The sequence below is a fragment of the Rheinheimera soli genome (assembly GCF_021290985.1).
GTDB lineage: Bacteria > Pseudomonadota > Gammaproteobacteria > Enterobacterales > Alteromonadaceae > Pararheinheimera > Pararheinheimera soli.
The window spans coordinates 41,700-55,859 of sequence record NZ_JAJOYU010000003.1; the positions used below are offsets into that span (position 1 = coordinate 41,700).

The following is a 14,160-nucleotide window of genomic DNA, read 5'->3' on the forward strand; positions in this document are numbered from 1 at the left end:
TTCAATACGCTCTAAGACTTTACTGGGGTTGTGCTGCGATACACCAAACTAACAGATGGTGTTTGGCATCCAGTGGTAATTGCAGTACTCCCTCGTTGTAATACTGTGGGTCTGCAGCTATGTCCTTGCCATCCAGAGTGACTGAAGATACAGACTGATGTTGCTGCAACTCCAGTTGATAGACTGTACCGGCAACAGACAAGCTGATACTAAAGCCCGGCCAGGCCGCTGGAATACAAGGCGCAAACTGCAGCCATTGACCTTTGCGGCTTAAGCCTAAAATAGCTTCAATACCAGAGCGGTACATCCAGGCCGCTGCTCCGGTGTACCAACTCCAGCCACCCCGGCCGTTATGAGGCTCAACTGAATAAATATCAGCAGAAACCACATAAGGTTCGGTTTGATAACGAGTCACAGCTTCTGGCGTCAGCGCATGCTGAATGGGGTTGAGCATCTGAAACAGCTCTGTAGCTTTTTCCGCTTGATCCAGCTTAGCAAAGGCAAAAATAGCCCACATGGCGGCATGACTGTATTGGCCACCGTTTTCGCGTAAGCCTGCCGGATAACCTTTGATATAACCTGGGTTGGGTTCAATATGTTCAAAAGGTGGGCTGAACAACAGGGCCAAACCTTGTTCTATGTTGATTAAATGCTTGCCGACTGAAGCCATTGCCACTTTGGCTCTGTCGGGGCGTGCTGCTTCAGACAGGACAGCCCATGACTGGGCAATAGAATCAATTTTACATTCAGGCGATGCCTTGCTGCCAAGCCAGTTGCCCTGATCAAAAGTCGCTCTTTTATACCATTCGCCGTCCCATGCATGCTGCTCCAGCGCTTGTGTTAATTGTTTAGCATACTGCTGCCAGCGACTGGCTCTGTCTTGTTCTTCATCGGGCACAAAAGGCAAAAACAGTTTAATGCTGGCCAGTACCAGCCAGCCCAGCCAGATACTCTGGCCTTTACCTTCAGCCCCCACTAAATCCATACCATCATTCCAGTCGCCAGAGCCCATCAATGGCAAACCTAGCTCCCCGGTATGAGCGATACAAAGATCCAGCCCACGGGCACAATGTTCAAACAAAGACGCGCTATGATCCGACGGCATAGGCTGATAAAAAGCGTCGTGCTGATCGGCCGTCAGCGCCGGGCCTTGCAGAAAGGGCAGTTGTTCTGTCAGTACAGCCTGATCGCCAGAGCTTTGTATATAGGTGGCGCAGGCGAACACTAACCAGACTTTATCGTCAGAAATCCGGCTGCGTACACCTGCGCCTGAATGGGGTAACCACCAATGCTGTACATCGCCTTCAATAAACTGTCGCCCAGCTGCTTTTAACAAATGCTGACGGGCAAAAGCCGGATCGGCAAAACTCAGCGCCATGCTGTCTTGTAATTGATCGCGGAAACCATAAGCACCGCTGGCCTGATAAAAGGCCGCTCTGGCGTACAGCCGACAAACGATGGTTTGATACAACAACCAGCCGTTCAGCATAATGTTCATTGCTGGATCCGGTGTTTTCACTTGTACAGCGTTTAGCTTTTGTTGCCAGAAATCCCACACTTGCTGGTATACATTGTGTAAATCCAGCTGCTGATATTGCCTTACCAGAGCAGTTGCACTCTGGCTGTCGGCTGATTGCCCCAACAAAAACACCAGTTCACAACGTTCTCCCGGTGCCAGACTGAGTTCAAGTTGCAAGGCGGTGCAGGGGTCTAAAGCTGCACCACTGCGTTTGGATAAAGGCTGTGCGCAGGTTAAGGCCAAAGGGCTGGCCAAAGAGCCATGCCTGCCAATAAATTCGGTGCGATCCGCTGTCCAGCCAGACAGCAGATCGACAGAACCCGGAGTGGTGTTGTGACGGCTTAAGGCGGCAAAAGCGATACGACCGGCAAAAGCCGTATTCCATGGATTAGACACCAGCATGACCTGACTGTCCTGATGCAAAAAGCTTTGTAAAAATGCACTGCTGGCGCTGCGGTCTCTGCCCAATACCCATTCGGTATAAGCTGTGACTGTTAAATTTCGTGTTTGCGCTGAGTTATTGGTCAGGGTTAAACGTGATATTTTCACAGGATCAGCCACTGGCACATACTGCAATAATTGCATGTCTATACCAGAGGCCTGATGGCCAAACTTACTGTAACCAAAACCATGGCAGGCGTTGTACAAACCGCCGTCATTGATAGGCTGAGCTGTTGGGCTTAACAGTTCAGAGCTGCCCTGATCCTGCACATAAAAAGCTTCACCACAAGGGTCGGTTACAGGATCGTTTGACCATGGGGTCAGTTGGTTTTCCCTGCTATTTTCTGACCAGCTATAACCACTGCCCAAAGTCGACACCTGAAAACCAAAAGCCGGATTGGCAATCACATTGATCCAGGGCATAGGAGGGCGTTGATGCTGCTGCATATGAGTATGATACTCGCGGCCATCCTTACTAAAGCCTCCTAAGCCATTAAAGAACTGTAGTTGTGGCTCAGCCTTTTGTTCCTGTTCCGGCAGTCTGGCTGCTTTAGCAGTATTGATCCTCAGAGGTTCAGCTGCAGCTGCGGGGATCCTGCTTAACTGAGTGGCCAGACTACCGCGGTTTGCATAAAGCACAACACGGGCAACTGCTGCTAACAAAGCCCTGGATTCGACTGTCATTAAATCCGCGCGCAGGCAAAACACACTGCCTCCGGCTAAACGTAAGCCCAGATTGGGTTTACTCTGACTGCTGCGCACCTGAGTTTCGATAGCTGATTGTAATTCCTGTACATAAGACGCTGCTCTTTCATTGATAATAACCAAATCCACCGCCAGCTGTTTCATGCGCCAGTATTCGTGGGCCCGCAGCAGTTGCTGTGCCACAGACAAGTCTTCGATATCATCGATATGCAGCAGTACTATAGGTAAATCGCCGGAAATTGCATGTTGCCATAAACCTGACTGGGCTGCTGCACCTCGCGTAATAGCGGCGCCTGAAGCTCTGAAACGCCGATCATTGTACAAAAGCGGGCCTGTCAGGCGCTGAAAATCAGCAGCTTCGGCAACGCTGATGGCCAGATGGCGCAATTGCACCTGAGCTTGGGTCCAGGCCAAAGTACAGGCTCTGTCATAAGCGCTGCGTTCATTATGTTGATCCACCAGATCCAGTAATTCCTGCCGCGATGAAGCGACTAAAGTCCAGAACGCTACACGGCAGACTTGGCCAGGAGCTATACGCACAGACTGACGCAAAGAAAAAATTGCATCCAGGACAGTGCCGCTGCTGTTGGTCAGCGCTTTGTGTTGCATGGCCGCTGCGTCTTCTAAATAATGGCCCTGACCAAAGAATAAGGCCCTATTGGTTTCGTATTGTAAGGGCGCACAAATCTCACCTTCTACCACAGCAAAATGAGCGGCAAATACAGCAGTTTCATCGGCTGAACGTAAACGGCGAGTGGCAACTAAAGCGCCAAACTCGGCGACAAATTCGGTCTGGACAAATAATTTGGCAAAAGCAGGATGGGCATTGTCTGTGCTGACAGGGGCTAACACCACCTCTGCATAGGAGGTTAATTCAATATCCCGGCTGAATTTACTGTGATTGATCAGCGAAACCCTTCTGACTTCGCCATGATGTTCGGTGGAGACTACCACTTCGACAGTACAGGTCAGATCATGGTATTGGCGGCTGAATTCGGCATGATCTTCGCTGAAGATAGCAACAGGTGCAGTGTTCTGGCTGAAGGTGGAGTGATCAGAACTGGCGAGAGCCGGTAGCTCTGGCGTCAGGGTACTGGACCAGATCTGCTCACTTTGTTTATCCCGCAACAGCACAAAAGCTCCCCAGGGATCTCTGCTGCTGTCTTCGCGCCAACGGCTGATGGCTATATTGCCCCAGCGGCTATAACCAGCGCCTGCTGCTGTTAACATCACGGCATAACCGCTGCTGGACAGCACATGACTGCACGGAGGGCCAGAAGCCGCTGCATGCATTCTGCGTTCTGTCAGTTGCTGTGCTGCAGCAGAGTTGGCTGCAATACTGACTTCTTCTGCTTTGGGATGGGCTATAGCGACATAACGTGGCAGTCGCTCCTGCAATAACAACTCACAAGCCTGGATCATAGGTTCACGGTGGAAGCGGCCACGCATCAGGCCCTGTTGCAAGGTATTGGCTATGGCCACTATCGTCATGCCCTGATGGTGCGCCATAAAACTTTGCACCAAAGCGAAAGAGGTGTCGTCCGGTAAACGGGAAGGGGTGTAGTCTATGGCTTCAAAAAAGCCATAATCGGCCAAAGCGCCTGACTGTTTTAACAACTCGAAATTAGCGCAGGCGGCCACAGGATCGACCATAGTGGCCAATGCAGTAGCGTAGGGCGCTATGACTTTGTTTTCCGCCAAACCACGTTTTAAACCAAGACCAGGTACACCAAAGTTGGAATACTGATAGGTAAATTCCAAATCTCTGGCATTGTAAGCCGATTCGGAAATGCCCCATGGAATACCCAACTGGCGGCCATAACTGATTTGCCGTTCAACAATAAGTCTGTTGCTTTGCTCCAGCAAACTGCCTGCTGCTGCTCTCATCACCAACGAGGGCATCAGATATTCAAACATAGAACCTGACCAGGATAATAAGGCTGAGCCATAACCCAAAGGGGTAGCGCTGCGGCCTAAACGGAACCAGTGTTTGCTGTCTGCATCCCCTTTGGCTATGGCAAATAAACTGGCAAGGCGGGCTTCAGAGGCCAGCAGATCGTAACAACTGGTATCCATCCGGTTTTCTTCCACCGCATAACCTATGGATAATAAATTGCGCTCCGGGTCGATAAAAAAGGCGAAATTCATCGCCATAGCAAATTGGCGCGACTCTGTTGCCAGCTTCTGTAGTTGCAGTATTTGCTGTTGTTGTTCTGCGGCGGACAAATGCAGCTGTGCCAGTTGTTCCGCCAAAGCCTGTTGTAAGGCTTGTAAATAAAAGATCAGGCTGTGCTGAGCTGACACTTGGTGCTCAGTGTCGCGCTGAAAGGGGGCACTTTGTCGTGCACTGGCAATCAGCAAGGCTTGCTGGCAGAGTTCTGTTAATTGCTCTTGCTGGTGCTGCAAGCAATCCGGTAGCTGCAGCACTATATTCAGCTGACTCAGAATAGCCTGGAGCTGCAAACCACTTTGGCTTTGCAGCATGGCTTCAGGAGCTTGTTGTAGGCTGTGTTGCGCCAAAGCTAAGTTATCGCATAAACCTGTGCTGGCGGACGGGCTGCAGAGCTGTTGTTGCCATTCATCACAGGCATTGGCCAGAGCAATCAGGTGACCTGCCAGATTTCCGCTATCAACTGAGGAGACATAAGCAGGTTCAAGCGGGCGTAAATCACGGGTATCGTACCAGTTAAAAAGGTGACCATGGCAGGTACGCAGTTGCGTCATAGTCGCAAAAGTAGCTTCCAGTCTTTGTATCGCCTGACCTGTTGTAAGCCAACCAAAGTCCCGTGCTGCCGCCACAGATAACAAATACATACCTATGTTGGTCGGCGAAGTGCGGTGGGCTATTGCAGGTTGCGGCTGTTGCTGGAAATTGTCCGGTGGCAGCATATGATCTTCTGCTGTGACAAAGCGCTCGAAGTAGCGCCAGGTGCGTCTGGCGATCAGGCGTAGTTCAGTTTCCTGGAGGGTTGACAGCTGCAAAGCAGCTTTGAGGCGAACCGCTTTACTTAAGGCTAAAGCCACAGCAGGAGCTGCACACCACAGCAGTAGTACAGGTAAAAACAGTGGCCAGTTGGACGGATTTAGCCATAGCAGAAAACCAAGGCCAGCACAGGCCAGCACTACAGCGGGGCCCATCAACAGATAATATCTGGGCAAGGTTAAGCTGGAATCGCGCTGGTTTTGCGCCGCAGTGGTCCATTGCAGCAGATGTTTTTTACTCACCAACAGACGATACAAAGTAATGCCAATAGCATGGAGCATGCGCCAGCTATGGTCGGCCAGAAACACCAGACTCAGCAGACCTGTACTCAAGGCCTGTTTGAAATCTGTCAGCAGGTTATTCAAATGGTTTGGCAATTGAATACCTTTGCGGTGCGGCAACAGATTCATGCTGCAGGGCAATAAAGCGGGCAGCATCAGAGCACAACCAATCAACAGCAAAGCAGCAAGGGCAGCAGAAAATGGCAGTAGCACAGATAACAGCAGCAAAATAAAGCAGGCCGGTTGCACTAAAGAGCGGCGTATATTATCCAGCATCTTCCAGCGTCCAAGCGGCGGCAATGTGTGTGGCGTGGATGATGGGCTTTGCTGTTTTGGCGGACGACCCATTAACCAAGGCAACAGTTGCCAGTCACCGCGAGTCCAACGGTGTTGGCGTTTGACCGCAACGTCGTAACGAGCCGGGAAATCTTCGACCACTTCAATATCAGAGACTAAAGCAGCACGAACATAGATCCCCTCAAATAAGTCGTGACTGAGCATGGTATTGTCAGCCACACGGTCGGTCATAGCGGCGCTAAAGGCATCCACATCATAAATACCTTTGCCTGTGAAAGAGCCTTCAGCAAACAGATCCTGATACAAATCTGATACTGCAGCGGCGTAAGGGTCTAAACCTGCAGGGCCTGAATACAGCAGCTGGTAAGCCGAACCTTGTTGACCACAAATCAGAGCTGGTGTCACTCTCGGCTGCAACAAGCCATAGCCGCTGATCACCCGTTGCTGTGTTGGGCAAAACTGAGCCCGGTTTAACGGGTGAGCCAGCTTGCCCACCATCCGCAGTGCAGCATCTCTGGGCAATTGCGTATCTGCGTCCAGGGTAATGACATAACGGACCCCGGACGGAACCTTGTTTGATAACAGTGGTAATTCGGCTGAGCTATCCATAAAGCTGGTGGTAGTTGCACCACGCAGTAATTGATTAAGCTCCACCAATTTGCCTCGTTTTCGCTCCCAGCCCATCCAGAGCTGTTCTTTTTCGTTCCATAAACGGCGGCGGTGTAACAATAAAAACGCAGAACCTGCAGGACCTGCCGGGTATCTTTGATTCAGCTGCATGATTAGCGTGCTGGCAAGTAGCAATAAAGCTTGATCTGTGGTCACTTCCTGCTCTGCTGAATCCAGGCCGTCTGTTAATAACGCAAAGCTTAAATCACCTGCACCACAAGAGAGATAATGTACTTCCAGTCGGGAGACTAACTCCTCTACATCCGCTTCATTCGTCAGCATGCATGGCACCACCACTAAAGTACGCAATGCTGTGGGTACCCCAGAGGTTAAATCTAAAGCGGGTAGCAAAATTGGGTTTTTAGAGCGGGTAATACAACACTGGAGCAGTGCGCTTGCAAGTTCACTGGCAGGTAATACAGCCAGAGAGACCAGCATTAACCACCACAGACTGTAATCAGCCTGCTCAGAGAGAAACACTGCTGCTATAGCTAAAAAAGCCAGAGTAAGCAGAGCCAGAGTTGTTAAATAACCGGCCAGTCCTGTCGTGGCCAAAGCTCTGCGCAGTGTTAAGCCCCTGCCAGGCTGAAAGCCGATACGATGTTCAAACTTCAGACGACCAGCGCCAATCAGGTAATAACCGGGATCAGCTTCGCGTGCTTGTTGTACCGGATCTCCTCCAGCTTCTGCAGATAAAGCTGTTTCTACTGCGGCTCTGGCCACATCAAATTCGGACAAGTCTGCGCCACGAGCCAATTGTTCGATGGCACTGCGGTATAAATTTCTGCTGGCAAAGTCCATTGAGGCAAAGGTGCTGAGTTTCGATGGATCCTGACAAGCAGCGCTTACGCTATGCTGGCACAAATATCTGTCCACCAGACTGACTTGCTCAAATAATTCAGACCAGTCTATCGCGGAGATACGTCTCATGCTGGTCATGACATTACGCACACTGACGTTGGATGCGCCCAGCCTTTGCTGCGCGTAAAGCACCACCAGTTCAATACTGCTGTGTTGTTGCAGTAGCCGTTGTTCCAGCCAATGCAAAGCCGGGGTGCTATGAGGGTCTTGTCCTCGTAAACGTTTAGCCAATTGAGCCGCAAAGGTATGGCTTAATGCTTTGTCTGCCAGAGTGTGGATATAAGAATGCAGCGCCTGTTGACTGGCTTCGGGTTGTAGCAACTGGTCAGCAAGCTGGTCTGCCGCAGTTCTGTCTGTTAAACCCAGACTGATTTGGTCTGTTAAACGGCGTAAGTTTTCAATTAGCACTATGCGCAAGGTAATGGCAACGGCCCATAACTCACCAATAGTCAGAACATCCACTTGCTGATAAGCATTTAAAAAACGTTGCAAAATAACGGGGTCAAAATGACTGTCGGTATGGGCAATAAAAGCCCAGGCTATGGCAAAAACTCTGGGATAGCCGGCAAAAGGGCCTTGTTGCAGTTTGGGTAATTGCCGGTAAAAACCTAAGGGCAGATCGTCATAAATTTCACGGATCTGTTGGTCGACCAGATGGTAGTTGTCCAGTAACCATTCGGCGGCCGGAACTATAGCGTGACCTGCTGTAAGTTCTGCTGCACTGGTGCGATAGGCTGCCAGTAGCACAGTTGCATTGCTATCCAGCCGGGTATGCAAAGGGCTTTGCCAGTCACGCCAGCCTGAAGCACTTTGTTTTTTATCGAGGATCCGCTGTTCTGTCGCCAGACTGACTGCATGTTGCTCCAGCCGTTCAACACTAAAAAGCTCAGCGCGAACCGGGTTTTTATCCTGCCAGACTAAAGTATTTTTTTCAGGCCAAAAGAGTTGGGCATAACCAGAGGCTGTATGCAGAAATGAATTCATAAAGCGAAAGCCTGCTTGAGGAGAAGGCTAACAGGCTAGAACAGCAGAGGTTTTTTCTCAGTTCGTTGTCGTACAGACTGGATGGTATAAGAAGCCAGAGCTTTGGCTCTGGCCCACAGATCGTTTTTCTGAGAGTCAGACTTCGATATTATCAATCAGGCGGGTATTGCCCAAAGCAGCAGCCGCCAGTATGACCACAGCAGCTGTTTTATCTGTCGCTGGTACTAAGGTTTGGCGATTGGAGATATTAATGTAATCCGCTTTAAAACCAGCGGCAGCAAGCTGCTCTTTTGCTTGTTGCTCCAAAGCGCGTAAATCGCTGAAGCCTTGATTTAACTGCTGTTTCATCCACTGTAAAGTGCGGTACAAAGCCGGTGCTGTGGCACGTTGTTCCGCTGTCAAATAACCATTGCGAGAGCTTAATGCCAAACCATCTTCAGCTCTGATTGTTGGCACCCCAATGATTTCAATAGGCATGGACAAGTCAGCCACCATCTGGCGGATAATCGCCAGTTGTTGATAGTCTTTCTGGCCAAAACAGGCGATATCAGGCTGTACCAGATTAAACAGTTTAGTGACTATGGTGGATACGCCACGGAAATGTCCGGCACGACTGGCACCGCAGTGATAATCGCCTAACAGCGGCACTTCAACAAAAGTCTGCACATCCAGACCTCGTGGATAGATCATCGCAGGCGTGGGGGTGAACACTGCGTCAGCGCCATGTTCAGTCAGGCCCTGGCAGTCCTGATCTAAAGTGCGGGGGTATTTGTCTAAATCTTCATTGGCACCAAACTGCATTGGATTGACAAAAATACTGACAATGACTCTGTCGGCATGTTGTTTAGCCGTATCGACCAGTTGCAAATGGCCCTGATGCAAGTTGCCCATGGTGGGCACAAAAGCAATACGTTCGCCCGCCTGACGCCATTGGCGTATTAGGGCTCGCAGCTGGGCTGTATCCTGAATCATTAACATAGGAAGCTGACCTTTAGAAACTATGTTCCGGACCAGGAAACTGGCCTTGTTTCACGTCCTGAATGTATTTACCGATGGCTTGTTTAATTTCACCGGTTTCCTGCAGGAAGTTCTTGGAGAATTTTGGAATATAGCCAGAGCTGATGCCTAATAAGTCGTGCATCACTAAAATCTGGCCGTCGGTTTCTTTACCTGCACCTATGCCAATTACCGGAATAACCAGAGCTTTGGAAATACGTTCAGCTAAAGCGGATGGAATGCATTCAACCACCAAAAGCTGAGCGCCAGCTTCCTGTAAGGCTATTGCCTGTTGCACCATTAAATCAGCTGCCTGCTCATCGCGGCCCTGCACTTTAAAGCCACCAAAGACATGCACAGACTGTGGAGTTAAACCTAAATGACCACAAACCGGGATACCACGCTCTGTCAGAGCCTTGATGGTGGGCAGTAAGAAATCACCGCCTTCGAGCTTGACCATATTAGCGCCAGACTGCATCAGTGGCGTGGCGTTTTGCATCGCCTGTTCCACTGTGGCGTAACTCATAAAAGGCATATCGGCAATGACAAAAGCCAAAGGCGCACCTGCGCGGACGCAGCGGGTGTGGTACGCAATTTCGGCAGTGGTGACTGGCAGCGTATCGCTATGGCCCTGTAACACCATACCCAAAGAGTCACCGATCAGAATAACTTCCACACCGGCATCGGCAAACAATTTAGCGAAACTGGCATCATAGGCCGTCAAGGCGGTAATTTTTTCGCCTTTTTGTTTCAACTTCAGCAATTGAGCAGTGGTAATTTTTGCCATTTTTCTCTCATCCGACCACAAGGGAATAATTCGGGGCGCACCTTGGCATAAAACCAAAAGTTGCGCAAGTTATCAGAGACGACTCAGGCCATTGCGCGGCACTGTGGCCAGTAATTCGGTAAGCAAAGTGCCATCAGGTAACACCAAACTTAAGTTTAGTTCTGCCAGCGGATAAAGCACAAACTCACGGACCTTCATGCCGTAATGTGGCACTGTTAAACGTTCGGTTTGAATCAGTTCATCACCAAACAACAGAATATCCAAATCCAGAGTACGAGGCCCCCAGCGTTCATCTTTGCGCTGCCTGCCTTGTTCCAGTTCAATTTGTTGTAGCTGAGTCAGCATGTCTTCGGCAGATAAGCGGGTGCTCAGCAAAGCTACTGCATTGACGTAATCCGGCTGGTCTTGAGGCCCCATAGGTTTGGAGCCATAAAAACCAGAGACCTGCACCAGTTCAGTCTCTTTCATGTTCTGCAAGGCTAAGACTGCGCGTTCTAATTGTTGCACAGGCTGGTTTAAATTAGCTCCCAGCCCAATGTAAACAAGCGTATCAGCCATTTGCTGCAGGGCCAGGTGGACGGCGTTTAGTCGGCGGGCGACGACGGCGTGGCCTACGTTCAATGCCTTCTTTGCCAAGGTTTTGCACTAAAATTTCACGGCCAGCTTCATCATCCTGTTGGAAACGTTGCCACCAGTTGGCCAGTTCAAGCAGTTCGCCGCCTTCGGCTTGCGCACGCAGTTGCAGGAAATCGTAAGCACCACGGAATTTCACCTGTTCCATCAATTTAAAGGCACGACGGCCAGCGCGTTTACTCAAACGGCTTTGCAGGAACCAGATGTCTTTAATGGTCAGGCTAAAACGTTTTGGAATAGCGATAGAACGCTGCACTTCGTCCAGCACTTCCATCATGGCAATATTCAGTGCGTCGACTTCGTTTAAACCACTTTCAACCAGCAGTTTTTCTGCGCGTTGTTCTACCGGATACCATAACAAAGCGGCAAAGGTGAAAGCCGGAGTCACAGGTTTATCAATGGCAACCCGCTGATCTGTGTCCTGCATGGCTTTGGTAATCATGTTAAAGACTTTGCCATTGCTGTCTTGTTTTAACACCTTGGCCAATTGTGGTAATAGCTGTTTGATAATGCCTAAGTCATTCAGCATCACAAAGTTATCAAAGGCTTTGCCCGCCATAAATAACTTAAGGAATTCTTCAAATAAACGGGCTGCCGGAATGTTTTTCAAAAGCACAGCCAGCTCTTTAATTGGCTCTTTGCTTTCTGGCGCTATATCCATATTCAGCTTGGTAGCAAAACGCACAGCCCGCAGCATCCGCACCGGATCTTCACGGTAACGGGTTTCAGGATCGCCAATAAGCTCAATTTTTCGCTGCGCTATGGCTTCTATGCCATTAGCAAAGTCGTAAATAGCAAAGTCAGCGACTGAGTAGTACAAGGCATTGATACTAAAGTCGCGACGTTCTGCGTCTTCTTCAATAGTACCGTAGACGTTGTCACGTAAAATCTGGCCCGCATCACTTTGGCTGGCTTTAGGGCTGGTTTCATCATCGCCTGTATGGTGGCCACGAAAGGTAGCGACTTCAATCACTTCACGGCCAAATACGACATGTGCTAAACGGAAACGGCGGCCAATAAGACGGCTATTTTTGAACACCTGGCGCACTTGTTCAGGGTGAGCATTGGTCACCACGTCAAAATCTTTTGGTTTTAATCCAAGCAGAATGTCACGAATACAACCACCAACCAGATAGGCTTCATAACCTGCATCTTTTAAGCGGTATAACACCTTGAGTGCATTGGGGCTGATGTCTTTGCGCGACACAGAATGAGCATCACGGGAGATTTTTTTCAGCTCTGGCAGAATGGACTGACGGCTTTTTTTGGGTTGAGCAACGATCTCAACGCTTTTGCTGCCAAGGGTGCGGCGGCAAAAATCCAGGACTCGCGAAATAATGGCAGTACTCCTTGTGAGCATCTATAAATGAACTCGATGAAAAAAGCGGCTAATGATACCGCAGCAGCCAGAAAAATAGAACGTGCGGCCTGATGCTTTATAAAAAATCTGCGGCTTTTTGTTCGTTTTGTGTCGGTATTTGTCTGATCTGCCAGTGTGCACCGGCCCAAGCCAACAATTCTTTGGCATCTGCCCCTGTTAATTCCATTGGCGGCGGATGACCCAAAAACCGTAAAACTGCAGTTAAAGTCTCACTGACTGGCCAGAATTCTACTGCTGGTGCATGGTTTTGTTTACTGAGTTTAAAGCCAGGTTCAGTCACAGCCAAAGGCAAATGCAGATAATCAGGTGCTGCTGCGCCGAGTAAATGAAACAGCGATTGTTGTCTGGTGGTTAAATCAATTAAATCTGCACCACGCACTACTTCAGTAATGCCTTGATCCATGTCATCCACCACCACCACCAACTGGTAGGCAAATAAGCCATCACGGCGTTTTAAAATGTAATCTTCAGCGGCAAGAGTGACCGGGATTTGTATTTCCCCTGCCAGTTTGTCGATAAAGCTTGTGTCTGTGGCAGGCGCTTTTAAGCGCCATGCAAGCGTGCCTTCAGCCAGGTTTTTGTCGCGGCAAAAACCATCATAACCTCGGCCCAGGCTTTGAATACGGGATCGGGTACAGTTACAGGCGTAAGTGAGTTGTTGCTGTTTTAATTGTTCCAGTACCTGCTGGTAGCGGTCTAATCTGTGGCTTTGCACCCAAACCTCGCCATCCCATAACAATTGATAGCGCTCTAAGGTACGTAAAATACTGTCGGCTGCACCTGATTGCATACGGGGACTGTCGATATCTTCCATCCGCACCAGCCACTGGCCTTGTTGGGATTTAGCTTGCAGATAGCTGCCCACAGCAGCAATGAGGGATCCAAAATGCAAAGGGCCGGATGGCGATGGCGCAAACCGGCCCCTGTAAGCAGGAGGTACAACAGGCATCATTAACCGCCCAGTTGTTTTTCCTTGATTTCAGCGAGCGTTTTACAGTCGATACACATATCGGCGGTAGGACGGGCTTCTAAACGTTTGATACCAATTTCGATACCACAGGTGTCGCAGTAACCAAAGTCTTCGTCTTCGATTTTCTGCAGAGTTTTTTCAATCTTTTTCAGTAATTTACGTTCGCGATCACGAGCGCGTAATTCCAGACTGAACTCTTCTTCCTGAGCAGCACGATCCACTGGATCCGGGAAGTTTGCTGCTTCATCGGCCATATGGTTTTTGGTGCGATCCACTTCTTCACGTAACTGTTGACGCCATGCGTCCAGAATGCGGCGGAAATGGTCCAGCTGTTTTGGGTTCATGTATTCTTCGCCTTGCGCGGCCTGATATGGCTCTACGCCAGCAAGGGCTAACAGTCCCAAGGTTTTTACGGTTTTGCCTTCTGGCATGATCATCTCCTGTAAAACAGTGCCAAGCAAAAAGTTGGCGGCTAGTGATAGCAGAAAAATATGACAGCTGCAATCACTATTAAAAAAGCCGCCGAAGTATACAGAGCAGAACCGCCCCCGTCACCTTTTTTCCTGCAGTCCACAAATTTGACTGCGTTTAAAAAAAACACACTCTAAACCGCTGAAACACCTGTTGGGAAGCATTGTTCTGCTCTACCTAAA

The 14,160-nt window shown here is 49.6% G+C and carries 7 protein-coding genes; all 7 read right to left on the reverse strand.

The features are described 5' to 3' along the window. Window positions 1–19 precede the first annotated feature (19 nt). Window positions 20–8,740, reverse strand: a complete 8,721-nt coding sequence (locus LSG37_RS03570; protein ID WP_233078480.1) for a glycoside hydrolase family 94 protein — start codon at window positions 8,738–8,740, stop codon at window positions 20–22. Between the two features lie 135 nt (window positions 8,741–8,875). Further along, window positions 8,876–9,718, reverse strand: a complete 843-nt coding sequence (gene panC / locus LSG37_RS03575) for a pantoate--beta-alanine ligase (RefSeq protein WP_233078481.1) — start codon at window positions 9,716–9,718, stop codon at window positions 8,876–8,878. A gap of 13 nt (window positions 9,719–9,731) precedes the next feature. Continuing rightward, window positions 9,732–10,523 carry a 3-methyl-2-oxobutanoate hydroxymethyltransferase gene (gene panB, locus LSG37_RS03580; RefSeq protein ID WP_233078482.1) on the reverse strand — a complete coding sequence of 264 codons (792 nt, stop codon included), beginning with the start codon at window positions 10,521–10,523 and terminating at the stop codon, window positions 9,732–9,734. Between the two features lie 72 nt (window positions 10,524–10,595). Continuing rightward, complete coding sequence (gene folK, locus LSG37_RS03585) at window positions 10,596–11,081, reverse strand: 2-amino-4-hydroxy-6-hydroxymethyldihydropteridine diphosphokinase (RefSeq protein WP_233078483.1); 486 nt, start codon at window positions 11,079–11,081, stop codon at window positions 10,596–10,598. After that, window positions 11,074–12,516 carry a polynucleotide adenylyltransferase PcnB gene (pcnB, locus tag LSG37_RS03590; RefSeq protein ID WP_233078493.1) on the reverse strand — a complete coding sequence of 481 codons (1,443 nt, stop codon included), beginning with the start codon at window positions 12,514–12,516 and terminating at the stop codon, window positions 11,074–11,076. The genes folK and pcnB overlap by 8 nt, the downstream gene beginning before the upstream one ends. A gap of 76 nt (window positions 12,517–12,592) precedes the next feature. After that, window positions 12,593–13,489: a tRNA glutamyl-Q(34) synthetase GluQRS gene (gluQRS, locus tag LSG37_RS03595; RefSeq protein WP_233078496.1), complete on the reverse strand. Its 897-nt coding sequence runs from the start codon at window positions 13,487–13,489 to the stop codon at window positions 12,593–12,595. Continuing rightward, window positions 13,489–13,938 carry an RNA polymerase-binding protein DksA gene (gene dksA / locus LSG37_RS03600; RefSeq protein ID WP_008897238.1) on the reverse strand — a complete coding sequence of 150 codons (450 nt, stop codon included), beginning with the start codon at window positions 13,936–13,938 and terminating at the stop codon, window positions 13,489–13,491. The genes gluQRS and dksA overlap by 1 nt, the downstream gene beginning before the upstream one ends. Between the last annotated feature and the right edge of the window lie 222 nt (window positions 13,939–14,160).